The sequence below is a fragment of the Kitasatospora sp. NPDC057198 genome (assembly GCF_042670125.1).
In the GTDB taxonomy this organism is placed as follows: domain Bacteria; phylum Actinomycetota; class Actinomycetes; order Streptomycetales; family Streptomycetaceae; genus Kitasatospora.
In genome coordinates this window covers 1-21,273 of the sequence record NZ_JBHUWH010000095.1, presented here as the reverse complement: position 1 = coordinate 21,273, position 21,273 = coordinate 1, and the positions used below count along the sequence as shown (strand labels likewise).

At 75.0% G+C, this 21,273-nt stretch carries 20 protein-coding genes; 5 read left to right on the top strand and 15 right to left on the bottom strand.

The window, feature by feature from the left end; translation table 11 throughout:
- Positions 1–31: 31 nt before the first annotated feature.
- Positions 32–1,015: an ABC transporter substrate-binding protein gene (locus tag ACFUEL_RS14065; RefSeq protein WP_380236445.1), complete on the bottom strand. Its 984-nt coding sequence runs from the start codon at positions 1,013–1,015 to the stop codon at positions 32–34.
- A gap of 502 nt (positions 1,016–1,517) precedes the next feature.
- Between ACFUEL_RS14065 and ACFUEL_RS14060 the strand changes: the two genes are divergently transcribed.
- A complete protein-coding gene (locus ACFUEL_RS14060) occupies positions 1,518–2,549 on the top strand; it encodes a LacI family DNA-binding transcriptional regulator (protein WP_380236444.1) in 1,032 nt (343 codons plus the stop codon).
- Positions 2,550–2,725: 176 nt separating this feature from the next.
- Here ACFUEL_RS14060 and ACFUEL_RS14055 read toward each other — a convergent pair whose 3' ends face one another.
- The gene (locus ACFUEL_RS14055; protein ID WP_380236443.1) at positions 2,726–3,727 is read right to left on the bottom strand and encodes a DUF5937 family protein; all 1,002 of its coding nucleotides are present in this window, start codon (positions 3,725–3,727) and stop codon (positions 2,726–2,728) included.
- Positions 3,728–3,793: 66 nt separating this feature from the next.
- Between ACFUEL_RS14055 and ACFUEL_RS14050 the strand changes: the two genes are divergently transcribed.
- Positions 3,794–4,702 carry an aldo/keto reductase gene (locus ACFUEL_RS14050; protein ID WP_380236442.1) on the top strand — a complete coding sequence of 303 codons (909 nt, stop codon included), beginning with the start codon at positions 3,794–3,796 and terminating at the stop codon, positions 4,700–4,702.
- A gap of 40 nt (positions 4,703–4,742) precedes the next feature.
- Here ACFUEL_RS14050 and ACFUEL_RS14045 read toward each other — a convergent pair whose 3' ends face one another.
- The 3 genes from ACFUEL_RS14045 to ACFUEL_RS14035 all read right to left on the bottom strand — a co-directional run bounded on the left by ACFUEL_RS14045 (position 4,743) and on the right by ACFUEL_RS14035 (position 6,130).
- Positions 4,743–5,141 (bottom strand): DUF2267 domain-containing protein, encoded by a 399-nt coding sequence (locus tag ACFUEL_RS14045; protein WP_380236441.1) that lies wholly within the window; start codon positions 5,139–5,141, stop codon positions 4,743–4,745.
- Positions 5,142–5,292: 151 nt separating this feature from the next.
- Positions 5,293–5,622, bottom strand: a complete 330-nt coding sequence (locus ACFUEL_RS14040; RefSeq protein ID WP_380236440.1) for an STAS domain-containing protein — start codon at positions 5,620–5,622, stop codon at positions 5,293–5,295.
- 73 nt (positions 5,623–5,695) lie between these two features.
- Positions 5,696–6,130, bottom strand: coding sequence for an Hsp20/alpha crystallin family protein (locus ACFUEL_RS14035; RefSeq protein WP_380236439.1), 435 nt, complete (start codon positions 6,128–6,130; stop codon positions 5,696–5,698).
- A 111-nt stretch (positions 6,131–6,241) separates the two neighbouring features.
- Between ACFUEL_RS14035 and ACFUEL_RS14030 the strand changes: the two genes are divergently transcribed.
- Complete coding sequence (locus ACFUEL_RS14030) at positions 6,242–6,955, top strand: hypothetical protein (protein ID WP_380236438.1); 714 nt, start codon at positions 6,242–6,244, stop codon at positions 6,953–6,955.
- 80 nt (positions 6,956–7,035) lie between these two features.
- Here the strand turns inward: ACFUEL_RS14030 and ACFUEL_RS14025 are convergent, their stop codons facing one another.
- The 6 genes from ACFUEL_RS14025 to ACFUEL_RS14000 all read right to left on the bottom strand — a co-directional run bounded on the left by ACFUEL_RS14025 (position 7,036) and on the right by ACFUEL_RS14000 (position 14,446).
- Complete coding sequence (locus tag ACFUEL_RS14025; RefSeq protein ID WP_380236437.1) at positions 7,036–8,433, bottom strand: alpha/beta hydrolase; 1,398 nt, start codon at positions 8,431–8,433, stop codon at positions 7,036–7,038.
- A 188-nt stretch (positions 8,434–8,621) separates the two neighbouring features.
- Positions 8,622–10,193: an MFS transporter gene (locus ACFUEL_RS14020; protein ID WP_380236436.1), complete on the bottom strand. Its 1,572-nt coding sequence runs from the start codon at positions 10,191–10,193 to the stop codon at positions 8,622–8,624.
- Between the two features lie 352 nt (positions 10,194–10,545).
- Positions 10,546–11,001 carry a MaoC family dehydratase gene (locus ACFUEL_RS14015; RefSeq protein ID WP_380236435.1) on the bottom strand — a complete coding sequence of 152 codons (456 nt, stop codon included), beginning with the start codon at positions 10,999–11,001 and terminating at the stop codon, positions 10,546–10,548.
- Positions 11,002–11,073: 72 nt separating this feature from the next.
- Positions 11,074–12,573 (bottom strand): long-chain fatty acid--CoA ligase, encoded by a 1,500-nt coding sequence (locus ACFUEL_RS14010; protein ID WP_380236434.1) that lies wholly within the window; start codon positions 12,571–12,573, stop codon positions 11,074–11,076.
- Between the two features lie 21 nt (positions 12,574–12,594).
- Positions 12,595–13,530 carry an amidohydrolase family protein gene (locus tag ACFUEL_RS14005; protein WP_380236433.1) on the bottom strand — a complete coding sequence of 312 codons (936 nt, stop codon included), beginning with the start codon at positions 13,528–13,530 and terminating at the stop codon, positions 12,595–12,597.
- A 13-nt stretch (positions 13,531–13,543) separates the two neighbouring features.
- Positions 13,544–14,446, bottom strand: a complete 903-nt coding sequence (locus ACFUEL_RS14000; RefSeq protein ID WP_380236432.1) for an SDR family oxidoreductase — start codon at positions 14,444–14,446, stop codon at positions 13,544–13,546.
- A 124-nt stretch (positions 14,447–14,570) separates the two neighbouring features.
- Here ACFUEL_RS14000 and ACFUEL_RS13995 point away from each other — a divergent pair, with 124 nt between their 5' ends.
- A complete protein-coding gene (locus ACFUEL_RS13995) occupies positions 14,571–15,383 on the top strand; it encodes a PaaX family transcriptional regulator C-terminal domain-containing protein (RefSeq protein ID WP_380236431.1) in 813 nt (270 codons plus the stop codon).
- A gap of 83 nt (positions 15,384–15,466) precedes the next feature.
- Here ACFUEL_RS13995 and ACFUEL_RS13990 read toward each other — a convergent pair whose 3' ends face one another.
- The 4 genes from ACFUEL_RS13990 to ACFUEL_RS13975 form a co-directional block, all read right to left on the bottom strand.
- Positions 15,467–16,423 (bottom strand): PDR/VanB family oxidoreductase, encoded by a 957-nt coding sequence (locus ACFUEL_RS13990; RefSeq protein WP_380236430.1) that lies wholly within the window; start codon positions 16,421–16,423, stop codon positions 15,467–15,469.
- Positions 16,420–16,599 (bottom strand): hypothetical protein, encoded by a 180-nt coding sequence (locus ACFUEL_RS13985; protein ID WP_380236429.1) that lies wholly within the window; start codon positions 16,597–16,599, stop codon positions 16,420–16,422. The genes ACFUEL_RS13990 and ACFUEL_RS13985 overlap by 4 nt, the downstream gene beginning before the upstream one ends.
- Positions 16,596–17,666, bottom strand: coding sequence for a Rieske 2Fe-2S domain-containing protein (locus ACFUEL_RS13980; protein WP_380236428.1), 1,071 nt, complete (start codon positions 17,664–17,666; stop codon positions 16,596–16,598). The genes ACFUEL_RS13985 and ACFUEL_RS13980 overlap by 4 nt, the downstream gene beginning before the upstream one ends.
- An 81-nt stretch (positions 17,667–17,747) precedes the next feature.
- A complete protein-coding gene (locus ACFUEL_RS13975) occupies positions 17,748–18,512 on the bottom strand; it encodes an IclR family transcriptional regulator (RefSeq protein WP_380236427.1) in 765 nt (254 codons plus the stop codon).
- Positions 18,513–18,773: 261 nt separating this feature from the next.
- Between ACFUEL_RS13975 and ACFUEL_RS13970 the strand changes: the two genes are divergently transcribed.
- Positions 18,774–21,269, top strand: coding sequence for a glycoside hydrolase family 9 protein (locus tag ACFUEL_RS13970; RefSeq protein WP_380236426.1), 2,496 nt, complete (start codon positions 18,774–18,776; stop codon positions 21,267–21,269).
- Positions 21,270–21,273 lie beyond the last annotated feature (4 nt).

Below are 21,273 nucleotides of genomic sequence, written 5' to 3'. Positions count from 1 at the left end.
GTACTGACCCACCCCGCCCGGTCGGGGTGGGTCAGTACTGGCGGTTGGGCAGGGCCGCGGTGGCCTGCTCGGGGGTGAAGGTGCCCTCCTCGGTCTGGATCCGGCGCGGCACGGTCTCACCCGCCTTGACCTTCTTCGCCAGGTCCATCAGCTGGTCGCCGAGCAGCGGGTTGCACTCGACGTCGTAGTTGATCTTGCCCTGGCTCATCGCGGTGAAGGCGTCCTTGACGCCGTCCACCGAGACGATCTTGATGTCGGTGCCGGGCTTCTTGCCGGCCTCCTCGATCGCCTGGATCGCGCCGAGCGCCATGTCGTCGTTGTGCGCGTACAGCACGTCGATCTTCGGCTGGGACTTCAGGAACGCCTGCATGACCTCCTTGCCCTTGGCGCGGGTGAAGTCGCCGGTCTGCGAGGCGACCACCTTGAACTTCGGGTCGCCCTTGATGGCGTCCGCGAAGCCGGACTTGCGGTCGTTGGCGGGCGCGGAGCCGGTGGTGCCCTCCAGTTGGACGATGTTCACGTCGCCGCCGGCCGAGGCGTACTCCTTGACCAGCCAGTCGCCGGCCTTCTTGCCCTCCTCGACGAAGTCGGAGCCGAGGAAGGAGACGTACAGCGACTCGTCCTTGGAGTCGACCGCGCGGTCGGTCAGGATGACCGGGATGTGCGCGGCCTTGGCCTCCTTGAGGACGGTGTCCCAGCCCGACTCGACCACCGGCGAGAAGGCGATCACGTCGACCTTCTGCTGGATGAACGAGCGGATCGCCTTGATCTGGTTCTCCTGCTTCTGCTGCGCGTCGGAGAACTTGAGGGTGATGCCGGCCTTCTTCGCCGCGTCCTGGATCGACTTGGTGTTGGCGGTGCGCCAGCCGCTCTCGGCGCCGACCTGGGAGAAGCCCACGACGAGCTTGTGGTCGGAACCCTTGTCGGAGGAGCCGGAGCCGCCACCGGAACCGCAGGCGGTGAGGACGGCGACCATCGCGCCGGCGACCAGGGCCGCCGCAGCTCTCTTGGACATGTGGGGAATTCCTCTCGGATCGTCGATCGCGCGGACGGCGGGGCCGGCCGGCGGTCGCGGGGGGTGCAGGAGGGATGTGCGGGGTGCTGCGAAGGGACGTGCGGGGGCGTGCGGGGGTGCTGCGAGGGCGAGACGGCCGGGGCAGGGCGCGACCGGGAGGGCGCACGCCGTCTCGTCCGGGTGAACGGGGTGTGGCGGCGCCGTTTCGCTCGAGGGAGATTGTTAGCGCTCACATTCGAGCCCGACAACCCAAGTCACCGCCCGTTACCCAATCTTGACCGGCGCCGGACCCCGCCCGAGCGGCACCGACCCCCCTTTCCGCAGGTCGGGGGGCCGACGTGCTCCGGAGACCGGATTTCCGCCCGATTGTGAGCGCTAACAGGAAGAGCGGGTACGATTCCCCGACACCGGCGCGCGACGCCACCACCACCGCTCCCCCCGCACCGCACGGGGCGGACCGGCCGCGCCCGGAACGCCTTCGCGGTCGGTGAGGAGTGCAACGTTGGGGACCGAAACGGCCGGCCCGGAGGCGCGGCAGCCCGTGATGGCGGACGTCGCGAAACTGGCCGGGGTGTCCCACCAGACGGTGTCACGCGTCCTCAACGGCGCCCCGCACGTCCGCCCCGGCACCCGGGACCGGGTGCTCGCCGCCATCCGCGAACTCGACTACCGGCCCAACTCGGCCGCCCGCGCCCTGGTCACCCGCCGCTCGCAGACCCTCGGCGTGGTCAGCTTCGAGTCCACCCTGTACGGGCCCGCCTCGATGCTGGACGGCATCGAACGCGCCGCCCGCAGCGCCGGGTACTTCGTCAGCGTCGCCAGCCTGCGCTCGCTGGACAGCCGCTCCGTCCAGGAGGCCGTCGACCGGCTCCGCGACCAGGGCGTCGAAGGGGTCGTGGTGATCGCGCCGCAGACCTCGGCCGTCAGCGCCGTCGCCAAACTCTCCAGCTCGGTACCGGTGGTCGCGGTCGGCTCCGGCGCCCGCTCCAGCATCCCGACGGTCACCGTCGACAACCGCTCCGGCGCCGAGGCCGCCACCCGGCACCTGCTCGACCTCGGCCACCGCACCGTCCACCACCTGGCCGGCCCGCCCGGCTGGCTGGAGAGCCAGGACCGCCAGGAGGGCTGGCGCCTGGCCCTGGACGCCGCCGGCGCCCGGGTGCCCGCCGTCACGGTCGGCGACTGGAGCGCCCGCTCCGGCTACGAGGCGGGGCAGCGGATCGCCCGGCTGACCGACGTCACCGCCGTCCTCTGCGCCAACGACCACATGGCCCTCGGACTGCTGCGCGCCCTGCACGAGGCCGGCCGGCCGGTGCCCGGCGGCCTCAGCGTGGTCGGCTTCGACGACATCCCCGAGGCCGCCTACTTCATCCCGCCGCTCACCACCGTCCGACAGGACTTCGGCGAACTCGGGCGCCGCGCACTGGAGTTGCTGGTAGCCGCACTCGACGGCAGCGCGCACCCGCACACCCGGGTCCAGATCACCCCCGAACTGGTGCTGCGCCGCAGCACGGGGCCCGCGCACCGCGACTGAGCGGGCGACGCCCCAGCGAAGGCGCGGGAGCGCGGGAGCACGGGGCGGGCGGCGGGTGGCGGCCCGGAGCAGGGCTTCGGCGAACTCTGTTGCCGAGCACCGAAGTTGCCGGTGACCGCACTCGGCGGCAGCGTACACCCGGGTCCGGATCTCCCGGGCTGGTGCTGCGCCGCGGCTCAGTGGTCGGTGGCGGCTCGGAGGAGGACTTCGGCTGCGGTGGTGCGCGCGTAGAGGACTGAGCGGCCGGCGCGGTGGGCGCTGACCAGGCCCGCGTCGCGCAGCGCGGTGAGGTACTGGGAGACCCCGGCCGGGGAGAGGCCGGTGCGGTGGGCCAGCTGGGTGGTGGAGGCCGGGATCTCCAACTCGGTGAGCAGCAGGGTCCGGGAGCGTCCCAGGACGGCGGAGAGGGCGTCGGCCCGCGCGACGGGCCGGGCCTGCCAGAGGGAGCCGATGCCGCGTGCCTGGTAGGCGACCTGGGGCGGGTCCGGCGGGGCCGTACGGGTGCGCAGCCCCGCCCCGGTGAAAGCGGAGGGGATGAGCAGGAGTCCCGTGCCCGCCGTGGTGCGGGTCAGGGGCTGCTTCCGGCGGGCCATCCGCAGCGCGTCGCCGTCCCAGCTCAGCGACGTGTGCAGGTGGTTGAGGAGGTGGCCGGTGCCGTGCTCGGCGGCCTGGCGGGCCCGGTGGAGGACGTCCGCGTCCAGGACCGCCCGGATCCGCGCCCAGTAGGGGGCGAGCGCCAGCTCCCAGTAGGTCTCGACCTCCTCGGCGACCTCGGCCAGCAGGCCCGGCGGGTCGTCGCGCAGGGCCCGCAGCCGGGGCCCGAGCGTTCCCTGGTGGCGGGCCAGGTGGTCGAGGTCGCGGCGGACCCGGTCGGCGGGCGCGGCCCGGATCGCGTCCCGCTCCGCCGCCGGGGCGGGGGCCGGTCCGGCGGGGGCCGGGTTGAGGAAGTCGGGGACGTAGCCGCCACCGGGCGGGATCAGCTCGTCGAGCCACCCCCGGTCCAGTCCGGCGGCCAGCAGGCGCGGCCGTACCTGGTCGATCCAGGGCCGGTGGATCGATCGCGCGGCGCCGGACCTCAGCAGGCGGAAGCTGGGCGCTACCTCCCACATCGGCGAGACGGCGAACCGCACCTGCGCCAGGTCGCTCGTCGAGAACGCCAGCTCCGCCAGGACGTCCACCCCTCGGGGATTCAGGCATGCGTGAATCAATGGCGGGCCAGCCTACCGTGCGGGGAGCATCCCGCCATGACCTCACAGACGATCACCGCGGCGGCGTCGGGCACCTGGGAGCTCGGCGACCTGACGGTCAACCGGATCGGTTTCGGCACGATGCGCCTGCCGCAGCACGGCGAGGCGCTCACCCCCGGTGCCGTCCCGCGCGACCGCGACCAGGCGGTCCGGGTGCTGCGCCGCGCGGTGGAGCTCGGCGTGAACCACCTCGACACCGCCGCGTTCTACTTCTCGCCGCTGCGCTCGGCCAACGAACTGATCAACCGGGCGCTGGCCCCCTACCCGGACGACCTCGTCATCGCCACCAAGGTCGGACCGGGCCGCGACCCCTCGGGCGAGTGGCTGCCGCACGCCGCTCCCGAGCAGTTGCGCGGCCAGGTCGAGGAGAACCTGCGCCAACTCGGCCGCGACCACCTCGACGTGGTGAACCTGCGCGTCGTCGGGACCGCTTCGATCGCCGAACGCTTCGGCGCGCTCGCCGAACTGCGCGAGGCCGGGCTGATCCGCCACCTGGGCCTGTCCAACGTCCGCCCCCACCACCTCGCCGAGGCCCTGGCCATCGCGCCGGTGGTCTGCGTCCAGAACATGTACGGCGTCGGCGCGTCGTCCGAGCAGCGGGAGTTCCTGGCCCTCTGCGGTGAACAGCGCATCGCGTTCGTGCCGTTCTACGCGATCGCCGGCGCCGGACGCACGGCCGGCGCGAGTACCGACGACAGCCCGCAGGTGCACGCCGTCGCCCGTGCGCACGGCGTGGGCGCGGCCCAGGTCCGGCTGGCCTGGACGCTGCACCAGGGCCCCCACGTGCTGGCCATCCCCGGCACCGGCGATCTCGGCCACCTCGCCCAGAACGTCGCCGCCGGCGCCCTGCGCCTGTCGGAGGAGGAACTCGCCGCGCTGGACCTCCCCCCGCACGGAACGGCGTGAGCGGGGCCGGTGCTCCGCCGGGGCTCGGGCGCGCCTGCGGTCAGGCCGCGGCGGCGAGGTCGGCGCGGCCGAACAGCAGGGCGTAGCCGCGCGGCAGCCGGGCCAGCAGGCGGTCGGCGAGGTCGGGGCCGGCGAGGTCGGCCAGGGTGGTCAGGACCGAGGAGGCGTCCCAGCGGGCGGCGGCCGGGCTGGTGGAGAGGGTGGCGGCGAGCGCCTCCACGAAGGCCGGGGCGCCGACCGGCGCGGGCAGCGGGATCCGGTCGGCGAACACCGGACGGAGGGAGGGCGGCAGGACCTCGGCCAGGGCGCGGCGCTCGTCCCCGTCGAGCTGGGCGCCGAGTCGGCCGAGGACCGCGGTCAGGACGCGTTCGGCCTCCTCGTCGCCGGAGTAGCGGCCCGCGGCGCGGACCTGCTGGACGAGGCGGCGGTGCCGGGTCATCGGCGGAGCCTTCCTGGGCGGCCGCCGCGGTGCGCGCGACGGCGGGGTGGCGGGGTGTCAGGAGGGACGGGGTGGCAGGAGGGACGGGAGGGACGGGGTGGCGGGAGGGACGGGAGGGCCGTCGGCGCGGAGGGTCAGGGCGTCCGCCGCTTCACGCGGAGCGGCCCGAGGCGGGGTGCCGGGGGCGGGGCGGGCTCGGGTCGGCGAGGCTCTGCAGGCCGGTGAGGTGGAGCAGCCGGGCGACGGGGGTTCCGACGCCGCGCAGGAGCAGGCGTCCGCCCTTCCGGTCGGCGAGTCCTCGGGCCTCGACCAGGACGCGCAGTCCCGCGCAGTCCATGAACGTGACGTCCGAGAGGTCGAGCACCACTTCGGGGTGCGCGGCCAGCCCGCGGAGGAGTTGGCGGCGCAGGCGGGGGGCGGTGTCGGCGTCGATCTCGCCGTGGGCCCGCACCAGGTGGGTGGTCACCACTCGTTGCAGCATGGGACCGCTCGCTGTTCGTTCGGTCGGTGGTCGGCCGGGCCCCGCGGTGTCTGCGGCGGGGCCCGGACCGGGGTCAGGCGCGGATCTGCCGGCGCGTCCCGCTGTGGCCGACGGCGACCTTGCGGGGCTTGGCCTTCTCCGCGACCGGGATGCGGAGCGTCAGCACGCCCTGGTCGTAGTCCGCGGTGATGCCCTCGGGGTCGAGGGTGTCGGAGAGCATCACCTGGCGCGAGAAGACGCCGAGGGGGCGCTCCGAGAGCTCCCACTTGACGTCCTCGGTCTGCGGGTGGGGGCGGCGCTCGGCCTTGACGGTCAGCATGTTCCGTTCGACGTCGACGTCGATCGCGTCCGGGTCGACTCCCGGAAGGTCGAAGTGGATCACGTACTCGTCGCCGGCCCGGTAGGCGTCCAGGGGCATCGGGGCCGGACGCGACCAGGTGCCGTTCGCACCCGTGAACTGCTGGGTGAGACGGTCGAGTTCGCGGAACGGGTCGGTGCGCAGCAGCATCGCGAAACACCTCCTGTGGGATCAAAGGGTGCCGGTGCACATCACCTGGAACCGTTGTAGCACGTCGTCCATCCGATGACAAAGGAAAGCTGTCGTCAGTAGGATGACGCCATGAGTGACAAGCCGACGCCACCCGACACCCCCCTCGGCGGGGCCGGCGAGCCGGTCTCGCTGGTCGCCGCCGTCGCGGCCCTGGCCGCCATCGAGGAGGCCGTCCACCGCGCCGGTGCACCCGGGCAGCGGAAGCCGCCGGAGCAGCGGGAACCGTGGCAGCGGCGGGAGCAGCGGGAGCAGCGGGACGACCCGGAATCGGCCCTGGCCGCCCTGCTGCTGCTGCGCGAGCTGCGGGCCCGGCTCGCGGGCTGGGAGGCCGGACTGGTGGAGAGCGCCCGCGCGGGCGGCGCGACCTGGGCCGACCTCGCCCGCCCGATGGGGGTGGCCAGCCGCCAGGCCGCCGAGAACCGCTACCTGCGGCTGCGCCGGGCCGGGGAGGGCGGTCCGGGGACGGGCGCGGAGCGCGTCAAGGCGGTGCGCGACCACCGGGCCGCCGACCGCGCCGTCTCGGCCTGGGCCCGCGACCACGCCGCCGAACTGCGCGTCCTGGCCGCCCAGCTCAGCGCGGCCGGGCTCGGCCCCGCCGCCCGCCCGGCCCAGGAGGTCCTCACCGCCGCGCTCGGGACGGCCGACGCGGCCGACCTGCTCGTCCCGCTCACCGACCTGCGCCCCCACCTGGGCAGTGACCAGGCGGAGCTGGCCACCCGCCTCGACGCCCTCGCCGACCGCACCGGCCACCTCCGCGCCGCCAGCAAGCGGCGCCGCGCCTGAGCGTCCGAGCCCCCGGACGCCAGGACGGCAGGACGCCCGCCGACCGGTGGGCCGACGGGCGTCCGGGGCGAGGGGCCGGGTCAGCGGCGGACGCCGGACAGCGCGGAGGGCTTCCAGGCGGTGAAGGCGGCGCCGTCCAGGCCGAGCGCGGTGGCGCGGGCCTGCAGGGACTCGGGGGTGGCGGCGTTGCTCCAGGTGCCGGTGACCAGCCGCTGCTCCAGGGCGTGCAGGCCGGCCACGATCTCGGCGGTGGTGAAGTTGCAGTGCCCCTGCCGGGCGACGAACGCCTGCCGCAACAGGCTGTTGTCGCCGGCCGCCCGGATCCGGGCCGCGTAGGCGTTCTCCTGCTCGACGGGCACGAGCTGGTCGGAGGTGGTGTGGAGGGACAGCATCGGGACGCCGAGCGAGGCGACGGTGGAGCTGGCGGTCAGCTCCGCCCGCGCGGTGGCGGAGCCGGTGATGTCGGCGTGCGCGGTGAGCGCGGCGGTGTCGGCCCTCGGGTCGAGGCCCGCCGCGGCGTACAGGGCGCGGACCTCGTCGGCGTGCCAGGACTTGTCGAGCAGGTCGGTGTAGTCGACGCCCTCGGTGGAGGAGGGGTTGCCGCCCGCGGACTGCTCGACGGCGTAGCGGCCGGGGACGATGAAGTACAGCAGGCCCTGCTGGAGCCACTGGTACTGCTGGTACTCCTGGTTCGCGTAGTCGGCGGGGGCGGGCGGCGCCTGGCCCGGCGCCCAGGCCGACTGGTTGAGGTAGGCGGCGGCGAGGACGATCCTGGCCCGTCCGGCGGGGGTCCGCTGGGCGGCGTCGACGGCGGCGGAGAGCCGCTGGGCCAACGCGGAGGCGGCGTCCGAACTCGGCAGATCGACCAGGTTCGGCAGGTCGGCGCGGTCGAAGAACCAGGCCAGGGCGTACTCGGCGTCGAGTTGGTAGTCCTCCAGGTCGACGCCGCCGGCGACGAGCCCGCACAGGTTGAGCGCGCCGTCGATCCGTCCGGCGCCGTCGCGGGCGATCTGGGCGTTGACCAGGCCGCCCATCGAGAGCCCGACGGAGACGACGTGCGCGGGCCGGCCCGCGGCGCCGCCGAACGCGGTGACGGTGGCGAACTGGTCCCGCTCGGCGGACTCCAGTGCCCAGGCCGAACCGTTCGGGTCGTAGGAGGAGCCGGCCAGGGCGTAGCCCTCGGCGAGCAGCCGGTCCCGGACGGCGTCGGAGGGGGCGTTCGCGGCGGTGAGCGCGCCGAAGCCGTGGCTGAACAGCAGCAGGACGCCGTTCCACCGGGCGGGCTTGTCGGCGATCCAGGTCGCGCCGTCCGGCAGGGTGCCGCTGTAGTGGGCGGACGTGGTGGTGGCGGCGGCGAGCGGGGTGGCGGCGGCCGGGGCGGTGAGGGCGAGCGGGGCGGTGAGGGCGAGCGCGGTGGCGGCGCACAGGGCGGCCAGCGCCCGGCGGGGCGATCGGGGCGAGCGGGGCGGTCGGGGCATGGAGGACTCCGTCACGGTGGGGGTGGATGGGTCGGCGGCGCAGGCGCGCCGTGGGGCAGGCCGTTCTCCTGCCGCGGTCGGGCGGAACCGGGGCCGCACCCCCACGGGGAGGGCGGGCGCTCGGCGGTGCTCGGCCGACAGGCATCGGCGGTGCTCAGCGGTGGTCGACCGGCGGGCATCGGTGGCGCTCAGCCGACCGGCGTCGGTTCCCCGTCCGTGGCGCGGCCGCGCAGGGCGAGCAGTGCGAGGACGGCGGCGAAGAGCGCGGCGCAGCCGCAGACCACGAAGCCGACCGAGTAGCCAGCGCCGAGCGCGTTCTCGGCGAGCGGGTGCAGGGCGGCGAGCTTGGGCGCGTTGGAGGCGCCGTTGACGGCCAGCGGGCCGCCCTCCTCCAGGATCGCGGTGCCCGCGCCCTTGAGCGGGGCGGGCAGGTCGGAGGCGCCGAGGGTGCTGGTGAAGTGGTCGCCGGCCCGGCTGAGGGCGATCGCGCCGATCACGGCGGGGCCCAGGGTGAAGCCGAAGTCGCGCAGCAGGTTGGTGGTGGCGCTGGCCATGCCGGCCAGGTGCGGGGGCACGGTGGTGACGGCGGTGGCGGTGACGGAGGAGACGGTCACGGCGAAGCCGAGGCCGACCAGGGCGAGCGGGGCGATCAGCGGGAGGAAGGAGTGGTCGTGGACCGGCAGGGCGGCGGCCCAGTAGTTGCCGGCCGCGATCAGCAGCAGGCCGGAGCCGAGCAGCAGGCGCGGCGCCACCGCGTTCAGCAGGCGGTGGGTGACCGGCAGCATGGCCAGGGCGATGCCGTTGAGCAGCAGGAAGGCCAGGGCGGTCCGCATCGGCGGCAGTTCCTGGACGGGGCCGAGGCGGATGCTGACCGAGTAGGCGGTGCCGAGGAAGCTGAACATGCCGACCACGGTGATGACGGAGGCGACCGCGAAGGAGCGGTTGCGGAACAGGTCCAGGCGCAGCAGCGGGGAGGCGGAGCGCAGTTCGGCGGCCACGAAACCGGCCAGGCCGAGCACGGCGAGGGCGAGGGCGATCAGCACGGGGGCGGCGGTCCAGCCGTCCTCGGGGCCCTGGATGATCGCGTAGAGCAGGGCGAACAGGCCGACGCCGATGGTGAGTTGGCCCGGCAGGTCGAGCGAGCGGCCCTCCGGGGCGCGCGACTCGTCGGCGCACAGGGCGCTGGTCAGGGCGCTGGCCGCGCCGATCAGGGTGACGGCGACGAAGGCCCAGCGCCAGGAGCCGTAGGTGGCGGTGATACCGCCGATCAGCGGGGCGACGAAGCCGCCGGTGGAGAGCAGCGCGGCCCACAGGGCGACGACCTTGGCCCGCTGGGCAGTGGAGGCGGCGCCGGCGGCGAGGATCGCCAGCGAGGTCGGGAAGAGCGCGGCGGCGCCGAGGCCGGCCAGGGCCTGGCCGACCCAGAGCTGGTGGATGCCGTTGGCGGTGGTGCTGACGATCTCGCCGACGGCCAGCAGGGCGGCGCCGCCGACCAGCAGGCGCTTGCGGCCCAGCAGGTCGCCGAGCAGGCCGAAGGTCAGCTCCAGTACCGCGACCGGCAGCAGGAAGGCGTCCGAGATCCAGGTCAACTGCGAGCCGACGGGGTGCAGTTGGCTCTGGAAGAGGCCGTTGAGGGTGGCCGGGATGGCCAGGCCGATCTGGGCCGTGCAGACGGCGAGCAGGCCGGCGACGAGGGTGCCGCGCCGGAGGGCGGGTCTGCCCGGGGCGGTGGGCACGGTCGGGCGGGTGGAGGTGGACATGGGTGCTTCTCCTGGGGAGGACGCGGTGGGGGCCCGGACAGGAGCCGGGGGCCGGGGCGGCGTTCGCGCGGAGGGAACGGCGGGGCACCGGGCGCGGGGGCGGTTCGGGTGGGCGCCGAAGGGGCGGGGTACCGGCCGTGCGGCGAATGTAGGGCCACTCTTTGTCGGCCGTCAATAATCTGCACAGGATTGGCGGCCGTCCGTCACCCCGGCCGCACACGCCGAACGGCGTGGGCCACCGCCCGGTCGGGAGGCGACCCACGCCGTTCGGGCGGGGCTCAGGCGCAGCAGGCGCAGCAGGCGCAGCAGGCGCAGCAGGCGCAGCAGGCGGGTCAGGCGCAGCAGGCGGGGCTCAGGCGTAGAAGCGGTAGACCGCCTGGGCCACCACCGCGGGCTTGGCCCCGCCGTCGATCTCGACGGTCAGGTCGACGGTCACCTCGGCGCCGCCCTTCACCTCCGTGACCGAGGCGATCGCGCCGTGGGCGCGGATCTTGGCGCCGACCTTGACCGGCGAGGGGAAGCGGACCTTGTTGAGGCCGTAGTTGACGGCCATCGCGACGCCCTCGACCTGGAGCAGTTCGCTCCACAGCGGGATGAGCAGCGAGAGCGTCAGGTAGCCGTGGGCGATCGGGGCGCCGAACGGGCCGGCGGCGGCGCGTTCGGGGTCGGTGTGGATCCACTGGTGGTCGCCGGTGGCGTCGGCGAAGGTGTTCACCCGGTCCTGGGCGATCTCCAGCCACTGGCTGTGGCCGAGGTCGGTGCCGCCGAGGGCGAGCAGGTCGGTGAGGCCGTGGACGGTGCGGGGCACGTGGGGGTCCTTCCTGATGGCGTGCCGGGCGTGTCGGGCATACCGGGCGCACCGGGGGGAGTCGGGGAAAGGTCAGACCTGCCCGTGGGCGGCGCGGATCGGCCCCTTGAGGAGCTTGCCCGCGCCGCTGCGGGGCAGTGCGTCGGTGAAGCGGACGGACTTGGGGATCTTGTAGCGGGCCAGCCGGCCGTCGAGGTGGGCGAGGATCTCCTCGGCGCTCGCGGTGGCGCCGGGCCGCAGCACGACGACGGCGCGGCCCACCTCGCCCCACTTCGGGTCGGGGACGCCGAGCACGGCGCACTCGGCGACGGCGGGGTGTTCGAGCAGGACGTCCTCCACCTCGGCGGGGTAGATGTTCTCCCCGCCGGAGATGATCATGTCCTTGAGGCGGTCGACCAGCCGGACGTAGCCCTGCTCGTCCCGGACGGCGACGTCGCCGGAGCGGAACCAGGTGCCGTCGTGGTAGGCGTCCGCGCTCTCCCGCGGCAGCCCCCAGTAACCGGGGGTGACGTTGGGGCCGCTGACCACCACCTCGCCGGGCTCGCCGGTGCCGACCTCCTCGCCCGCCGGGTCGAGCAGCCGGACGTCGGTGAAGAAGTGCGGTACGCCCGCCGTCCCGGCGTGCTCCAGGGCGTCCGCCCGGTCGAGCAGCAGCACGCCGGGGGCGGCCTCGGTCATGCCGTAGCCCTGGACGAAGGCCAGCCCGCGGTCGAGGTAGGCGCGCAGGGTGCGGGCGGGCACGGGCGCGCCGCCGCACATCAGGTTGCGCAGGCCGCTCAGGTCGGCCGCGGCCCAGCCGGGCTCCTGGGCGATCGCGTCGTACATCGCCGGGACGCCGAACAGGCAGGTGACGCCGAGCCGTTCGACCAGTTCGAGGGTGCGCCCGGCGTCGAAGCCGGACTCCAGGACGGCGGTGCCGCCCTTGAGCAGGGTCGGCAGGCAGGTCATGTTGAGCGCGGCGGTGTGGAACAGCGGCGCGCTGACCAGGGTGACCTCGTCGCTCGCGAGGTCGGTGTCGACCACCACGTTGAGGCTGTTCCAGACGATGTTGCCGTGGGTGAGCAGGGTGCCCTTGGGGCGGCCGGTGGTCCCCGAGGTGTACATGATCATGCACAGGTCGTCGTGGGCGACCGGCAGGTCCGGCACCTCGCCGGGGGCCCCGGCCAGCAGCGCCTCGTACTCCGCCCCCTCCACCTCCCACACCTCGGCGTCGGCGGACAGGTCCGCCAGCAGGGCGGCGTCCTGGCGCACCGCCAGCAGCAGGGCGCTGCCGGAGTCGCGGAGCTGGTGGCGCAGTTCCGGCGGGGCCAGCCGGGTGTTGAGCGGCACGAAGACCGCGCCCAGCTGCCCGAGGGCGAAGAGGGTCTCCAGGAAGGCGGGGTGGTTGGGGCCGAGGAATGCGACCCGGTCGCCGCGGCGCACTCCGCGCAGGTGCAGCAGGTGGGCCAACCCGCTGGAGCGGCGGTGCAGTTCGGCGTAGCTGGTGGACCGGTCCTCGTGGACGAGGGCGGTGCGGTGCGGTGTCCTGCGGGCCCGGCGGGCGGGCCAGGAACCGATGCCTTGGTCGTGCAACGCGGGGCTCCTCCCTCTGCGTCACTGCTGCTTGTCGAGGCCGAGCAGGCGGGCGGCGTTGTGCTTGAGGATCTTCGGCCGCACCTCGTCCTTGATCGGCAGTTGCGCGAAGTCGGCCAGCCAGCGGTCGGGGCTGATCAGCGGGTAGTCGGAGCCGAACAGGACCTTGTCCTGGAGCAGGCTGTTGGCGTACTTCACCAGCTGCGGCGGGAAGTACTTCGGTGACCAGCCGGACAGGTCGATGTACACCTGCGGCTTGTGGGTGGCCACCGCCAGCGCCTCGTCCTGCCAGGGGAAGGACGGGTGGGCCAGCACGATCGGCATGCCGGGGAAGTCCGCGGCGACGTCGTCCACCAGCATCGGGTTCGAGTACTTCAGCCGGATGCCGCCGCCCCCGGGCGCCCCGGCGCCGATGCCGGTCTGCCCGGTGTGGAAGACCGCGATCGCGCCGGCCTCCTCGATCGCCTCGTACAGCGGGTAGGCCAGCCGGTCGTCGGGGGAGAACGCCTGCACGTTGGGGTGGAACTTGAAGCCGCGGACGCCGTGCTCCTCGACCAGGCGGCGCACCTGGCGCACCCCGGCCCGGCCCTTGTACGGGTCGATGCTGGCGAACGGGACGATCACGTCGGGGTGCTGCCGGGCGGCCTCGGCGACCTCCTCGTTGGGGACGGCCGGGGTGCCGGTGGCGTGCTCGGCGTCGACGGTGAAGACCACGCAGGCCATCTTCCGCTCGCGGTAGTGGGCGGCGATCTCCGGCAGGGTCGGGCGGCGGTGCTCGGCGTGGAAGTAGGCGCCGGCGGCGGCGTCGAGCTCCTCGGAGAGCGAGCCCCGGCCGCTCGCGGAGACCTCGGCGTGGGTGTGGACGTCGATCGCGACCAGGTCGTCGAGCGACAGGCCGGGCTGCTGAGGGGTCGGGCCGGACTGCTGGGGGGTCGGGCCGGACTGCTGGGGGGTCATCGGGGGCCGCCGCTCAGATCCGCGGGACGGGGATGCCGTAGGTCTCGGGCGTCCGTCCGACCGTCACCGGCCAGGCGGCGGCGATCGCGTCGGCGCTCCAGCCGCCGTCCGCGTAGGCGACCGCGACCTCCTGCGGGTGCGACCACAGGGCGAGCCGGTCGCCGCCGATGCCGATGCACTGGCCGGTGACGGCCGCGGCGGCGTCGGAGGCGAGGTAGGCGACCAGGGGGGCGACGTCCTCGGGGGTGCCGAAGCCCTCGCCCTTGCGCAGGTCGTCCGGCAGCGGGGTGCCGTGTTGCTCCAGCGCCTCGACGTGCGGGGCGAAGGCGGGGATGGTCCTGGTCATCGCGGTGGCGGCGACCGGGATGACCGCGTTGGCGGTGATGCCCGCCTTGGCCAGCTCCATCGCCCAGGTGCGGACCATGGCGGCGATCCCGGCCTTGGCGGCGGCGTAGTTGGTCTGGCCGAAGTTGCCGCGCTGGCCCGCCGGGGAGCCGGCGACGATGATCCGCCCGCCGTCGCCCTGCTCGCGCATCCGCGCCACGGCGGCGCGCACGCAGGTGAAGGTGCCGCGCAGGTGCACCCGGACGACCGTGTCGAAGTCCTCGTCGGACATCTTCCACAGCACCCGGTCGCGCAGGACGCCCGCGTTGGTGACCATCACGTCCAGCCGACCGAACGCGTCGACGGCCCGTGCCACCAGCGCCTCGGCGCTCTCCGCGGAGCCGACCGCGCCGGCCTCGGCGACCGCCCGGCCGCCGGCCGCCGCGATCTCCTCCACCGCGGCGGCGGCCGCCTCCGCGTCCACGTCGTTGACCACGACCGCCGCGCCCGCGGCGGCGAGTGCCTTGGCGTAGGCGAGTCCGAGGCCGCGACCGCTGCCGGTGACCACGGCGACCTTGCCGTTCAGATCCATGGTGCTTCTCCTTCGAGGGGTGGAACCGGCCTCAACTTAGGCAAGTTCGTGTTGGCCGTCAAGATATTGCCAAACATTGCGGTCCCCGCCCCTGCCGCCCGCGCCGGGGTCCTAGGCTGGGCCCGTGATCGATCTCGACCCCGCCCCGCGCCCCCAGTCCCTGATGCTCACCTTCTTCGGCGTCCACGTCCTGGGCCGGGACGTGGCGCTCTCCTCCGGCTGCGTCATCGAGATCTTCGAACGGGTCGGCGTCACTGAGGAGGCGGTGCGCTCCACGCTGACCCGGATGGTCAACCGGGGCCTGCTCGCCCGGCACCGGCAGGGGCGCAGGATGTACTTCGGGCTGACCCCCCGCGCGGTGGCCGTCCTGCGGGACGGGCACGACCGGGTCTGGAGCACCGGCGCGGTCAACCGGCACTGGCGGGGGCAGTGGACCCTGGTCGGGTTCTCGCTGCCGGAGGCGTGGCGCCGCCAGCGCCACGACCTGCGCTCCCGGCTGACCTGGGGCGGCTTCGGGCCGCTGCAGAACGGGCTGTGGGTGGCCCCGGGCGAGGCGGACGTGGCCGCGCTGCTCGGCGACCTCGGGCTGGACGCCCACCTGCGGGTCTTCCGGGGGACGGTGCTGGAACCGACCGAGGTCGCCCAGGTGGTGGAGACCGCCTTCGACACCGGGGCCATCGCCGCCGGCTACCGCGCGTTCCTGGAGCGCTGGAGCGGCCCCGCCGACGGGCCCGACGACCCGCTGCGGCGCCAACTCCTGCTGCACACCGACTGGTTGGAGCTCGTCCGGCGGGATCCCCACCTGCCCGCCGAGCACCTCCCGGCCGACTGGCCGGCGATCCGGGCCGAGGAGCTGTTCCGCGCCATCGCCCGGGAGGTCGACGCCGCGGCCGGCCGGGAGGCCGCCCGACTGATGGAGACCGTCCCCGCCGGGTGAGCGCCCGCCCGCGCCGCGGCCGAGCAGGCCGAACGGGCCCCACGGGCGGGCCCCACGGACGGGGCAGGCCCCACGGGCGGGCCTCACAGGTCGAGGACGAGCCGCTCCCCCAGGCAGCGCGAGACGCAGACCATCATGCTCGCCGACTCCGCCCGCTCCGCCTCGGTGAGCAGCGCGTCCCGGTGCTCGGGGCGCCCGTCCAGGACGTCGGTCTCGCACGTCCCGCAGGTGCCCTGCTCGCAGGAGTAGAGGACCTCGACGCCCGCGCCCCGCACGGTCTCCAGCACCGAGGCGTCCGCCGGGACGGTCAGGGTGAGCCCCGAGCGGGCCAGCACCACGGTGAAGGGCCGCTCCGGCCCGGCCGCGGCCGGCTCGCGCGGCCGGAAGCGCTCGACCCGGGCGGGCGGGCGGCCGGTGCGCTCGCGGTGCCGTTCGACGGCCTCCAGCAGCGGGCGGGGGCCGCAGCAGTAGACCTCGGCGGCCTCGTCCAGCGCGTCGAGGTGGGCGGCCAGGTCGGGCCGGGCCGTCTCGTCCCGGGGGCGGAGCAGGACGCGCGGCCCGTAGCGGTCGGCGAGGTGCCCGGCGAAGGCCATCGTGGCGCGGGAGCGGCCGGTGTAGAGCAGGCTCCAGTCGGCGCCGGCCGCCTCGGCGGCGGCGAGCATCGGCACCAGCGGGGTGATCCCGATGCCGCCCGCGACGAACAGGTACCGCGGGGCGGGCCGCAGCGCGAAGTGGTTGCGCGGGCCCCGCACCCGGACGGCCGCGCCCTCGTGGAGCGTGTCGTGGACGCGGGCCGAGCCGCCGCGCCCGCCGGCCTCGCGCAGCACGGCGATGGTCCAGGCGGCGGCCTCGGCCGGGTCGCCGCACAGCGAGTACTGGCGTTCCAGCCCGGCGCCGAGCAGCAGGTCGAGGTGGGCGCCGGGCGTCCAGGCGGGCAGCGGGCCGCCGTCGGGGCGGGCCAGGGTGAGCGCCACGACGCCCTCGGTCTCGGCCCGGCGGCCGGCGACCACCAGGTCCAGGGTCGGTTCGGGCGCGGTCACGGCCGTCCTCCGTCCGGGGCCGGGGCGGCGTGGCGGGGGTGGTCGAGCAGCCAGTCCCACACCGCGACCGGGTCCGGCTGGGTGGAGCGCGCGCCGCAGTGGCAGCGGGCCTCCAGCACGTCCGCGCCGGGCAGCCAGTCGACGCGGTGGACCCGGCGCTCCGGGGCGCCGCTCACGCGCCGGCCCGCTCGGTGCCCGTGGCGGCCAGCGCGGCGCCCGCGCCGGCCCGCTCGGTGCCCGCGGCGGCCAGCGCGGCGAGGATCCGGCGGGCGGCCAGCGCGCCGGTGTCGATGTTGATGCTGAGTTCCTGGTAGGGGCCGGGCTCGCCGTCCAGGGCGCGCTGGAGCAGGTTGAGGGCGTCGACGTCCTGCATGACCACGGTGTGGTTGAAGTCCCGCAGGAACGCGGTGACCTCCTCGTCGCCGACCGCGAAGTCCCGCGAGACGGCCCAGAAGTCGTAGACCCGGCCGGGTGTCGAGGGGGTGATCGCGTAGGTGATCTCGGTGCGGAAGACCGGCCCCGGCTGCCCGACCGGGGTGATCCGGCTGTGCAGCAGGTACAGGCAGGGCGCGAAGTACTCGATGTCCTGGAGCCGGCTGATCCGGCCCTCGATGCCGGTGGAGCGGGCGTAGAACGGCGGGCACTCGGCGTCGGCCATGTGCCGCGAGACCCGGACGACGCCGGCCTGCTCGTCCACCTCGGTGGTGATCGGGGTGGCGGCCACCTCGGGGGTGCCGATGTACCCGCCGTGCAGGTACGTCTCGTGCGAGAGGTCGAGCAGGTTGTCCACCAGCAGGCCGTAGTCGGCGTCGATCGGCTCCATGCCGCGCACCGTGGTCATCGCCGGGTCGGCCAGGTGCGGGGCGCGCGGGACGCGGTCCTCGTCGGCGGCGGCCGGGTCGCCGATCCAGATCCACACCAGCGAGTCCTGCTCGACGACGGGGTACGCGGCGACCCGCGCGGTGCGCGGGATGCGGGTCTGGCCGGGGACGGAGACGCAGGCGCCGGTGCGGTCGTAGGTGAAGCCGTGGTAGCCGCACATGATCGCGTCGCCCTCGCGGCGGCTCTCGGAGAGCGGGAAGCGGCGGTGCACGCAGCGGTCGGCCAGCGCGACCGCCCGGCCGTCCTCCCGGGCGCGGTAGAGCACCACGGGCTCGCCGAGGACCGTGCGGCCGAGCAGGTCGTCGCCGACCTCGGCCGAGTACGCGGCGACGTACCACTGGTTGCGGGCGAACTGGGTCATGGGAGCCGTCCCTCGGGGGTGGGGGTGAGCGGGATGCGACGAGGCTCCCAGCGCGTCCCGGGGGCGACAACGAGACTTCCGTCAGGCGAAAGGCTCCGCCCGGCCCGCCGCCAGCGCCCGGGAGATGCCGCGGGCCGCGAGGCGCACGGCGGGGCCGAGCGCGGCGGTGCTGCCCGGGGCGCGCACCACGACGGAGACCGCCGCGACCACCGTGCCGTCGCCGCCGCGGACCGGGGCCGCCACCGACAGCGCGTCGTCGGTGACCTGGCGGTCGCTGACCGCCAGCCCGGTGGTGCGCACCTCGGCCAGCATCCGCCGCAGCCGGTCCGGGGCGGTCACCGTCCAGGGGGTGAAGGCGGCGAGTCCGCCCGCCAGGTACGCCTCCTGGAAGGCGGCCGGGGCGTGCGCGAGCAGGGCCAGGCCGACGCCGGTGGCGTGCAGCGGCCAGTGCGCGCCGGGCCTGGTGCGCACGCCGACCGAGGAGCGGCCGGCCAGCCGGTCCACGTAGACCGCGTCGCCGCCCTCCCGGACGGCCAGTTGCACGTTCTCGCGGGTCGCCTCGTACAGGTCCTCCAGGAACGGCAGGGCCGCCTCGCGCAGCACCGGCCCGCGCGGGGCGAGCGTGCCGAGTTCGAACAGCCGCAGGCCGACGTGGTAGACGCCGTCGGGGTCGCGCTCCAGGGCGCCCCAGGCGGTGAGTTCGGACAGCAGCCGGTGCGCGGTGGGCAGCGAGAGGCCGGCGCGGCGGCTGATCTCGGTGAGCGTCAGGGCGGGGGCCGCCCGGTCGAAGGCGGCCAGGACGGACAGCAGCCGTCCGGCGGCGTTGGTGGCCGGTGCCTGGGTCATGGCCGCGACCGTAGGGCATCGGGCGGCTTCCGAACAGGGGCGGCCGCGGTGGGCGTGACCAGCGCGGACGGTGTCCGGGGCCGGTCCGGCGGCCGGGGCGGTCCGCCGCTGCGCCCTAGGCGGCGTCAACTCGCTTTCGTTTACCGCCTCTTGACGTGCCCACCGCCCGGCTGGCTTCATTGGGGCGGATGGGAGCGCTCCCACCCCTAGCGGGCTCCCACCACCCCTGCACCCCTCCCCCACACAGGAAGGCTCCCACCCGTGCCTCCGATCACCCCTGGCCGCGGGCTGCCCCGGCGCGCGGCCGCCGCGCTGACCGGTCTGACCCTGCTCGCCGGCGGCGTCACCGCCACCGCGCTCGCCCCGACCGCCGCCGGTGCGGCCACCGTCAGCGCGGCCGCCGTCGGCACGCCCGCCGACTTCCCCGTCCGGGTCAACCAGCTCGGCTACCTGCCGGACGGCCCCAAGCGGGCCACCGTGGTCAGCTCGGCCACCGCCCCGCTCGCCTGGCAGCTGCGCGACGCCGCCGGCACCCAGGTCGCCTCCGGCACCACCACCGTGCACGGCGCCGACCAGGCGTCCGGCCAGTCCACCCACCTGGTGGACTTCGGCGCGTACACCGGCACCGGCAGCGGCTTCACGCTGGTCGTCGGCGGCCTGGCCAGCCACCCGTTCGACATCTCGGCGGCGCTGTACGACGGGCTGCGCGCCGACAGCCTGAACTTCTTCTACCAGCAGCGCAGCGGCATCGCGATCGACGCGAACCTGGCCGGCGGCAGCGCGTACGCCCGCCCCGCCGGGCACCTGGGGGTGGCGCCGAACAAGGGCGACACCAGCGTGCCCTGCCAGGCCGGGGTGTGCGACTACCAGCTGGACGTGCGCGGCGGCTGGTACGACGCCGGCGACCAGGGCAAGTACGTGGTCAACGGCGGCATCGCGACCTGGGAGCTGGTCAACTCCTTCGAGCGGGCCCGCCGTTCGGGCGGTGACGCGGCCCTCGGCGACTCCACGCTGCGGGTGCCCGAGCGCGGCAACGGCGTGCCGGACGTGCTGGACGAGGCCCGCTGGGAGCTGGAGTTCCTGCTGCGGATGCAGGTGCCGGACGGCAAGCCGATGGCCGGGATGGCCTTCCACAAGATCCACGACGCGCAGTGGACCGGCCTGCCGACCCGCCCCGAACTCGACGACCAGCAGCGCGAGTTGCACAAGCCGTCGACCGCCGCCACGCTCAACCTGGCCGCCACCGCCGCCCAGTGCGCCCGGGTCTACGCGCCCTACGACTCCGCCTTCGCCGCCCGCTGCCTGGACGCGGCCCGCCGCGCCTGGAGCGCCGCCAAGGCCAACCCGAACGTGCTCGCCCCGGCCACCGACAGCACCGGCGGCGGCGCCTACGAGGACGCCGACGTCTCCGACGAGTTCTACTGGGCGGCCGCCGAACTCCTCGCCACCACCGGCGAGTCGCAGTACCGGGACGCGGTCACCTCCTCGCCGCTGCACACCAAGCCGGTGGACGCCTTCTGGTGGGGCGGCACCGCGACGCTCGGCCGGATCACCCTGGCCACCACCCCCGGCATCGCGCTGCCCGCCGACGACGTGACCCGGCTGCGCGGCCTGCTGACCACCGCCGCCGACGGCTACCTGTCCACCATGGGCGGCCAGGGCTACGCAGTGCCGCTGGCCCCCGACGGCTACGTGTGGGGCTCCAACAGCTCGGTCGCCAACAACGCGATGGTGCTGGCCGTCGCCTACGAGCTGACCGGCACCGCCCGCTACCGCACCGGCGCGCTGGAGACGATGGACTACCTGCTGGGCCGCAACGCCCTGGACCGCTCCTACGTGAGCGGCTACGGCGAGCGCGCCTCGGAGAACGAGCACCACCGCTTCTGGGCGCACCAGAACGACGCCTCGCTCCCGCACCCGCCGGCCGGCTCCTTCGCGGGCGGCCCCAACTCCGGCCTCCAGGACCCGATCGCCGAGGCCCAGCTGGCGGGCTGCGCCCCGGCGGCCTGCTACGTCGACGACATCGGCTCGTACTCGACCAACGAGGTGGCGATCAACTGGAACGCCTCGCTGGCCTGGCTGGCCTCGTTCGCCGCCGAGCGGCGCGCGGCCCCGGCCACGCCCGCCGTGCAGGTGACCCCGGCGGCGGTGACCGTCCCCGAGGGCGGCTCGGCGTCGGTCGCCGTCAAGCTCTCGGCCGCGCCCGCCCAGAACGTGACCGTGACGGTCGCCCGTACCTCGGGTGACAGCGACCTGTCGGCCACCACCTCCTCGCTGCTGTTCACGCCCGCCAACTGGGCCGCCGCACAGCAGGTTTCGCTGTCCGCGGCGCAGGACGCGGACAGTGCGGCGGGCAGCGCGGTCTTCACCGTCTCCGGCCAGGGCGTCCAGTCGGCGACCTTCACCGCCACCGAGGCGGACGACGACACCGCCCAGCCCTCGGCGTCCTGCACGGTGGGGTACAAGGTGGACAGCTCCTGGGGCAGCGGGTTCACCGCGACGGTGACGGTGAAGAACACCGGCACCTCGACCGTCTCCGGCTGGACGCTCGGCTGGAGCTACGACGGCAACCAGCGGATCACCAACGCCTGGAACGCGACGGTCTCCCAGGCCGGCAGCACCGTGACCGTGCGGGACGCCGGGTGGAACGGCACCCTGGCGCCCGGCGCGAGCGCGAGCTTCGGCTTCCAGGCCGCGTACTCCGGCGCCAACGCGACGCCGGCCCGGTTCACCCTGAACGGCGCCGTCTGCGCCTGAGCAG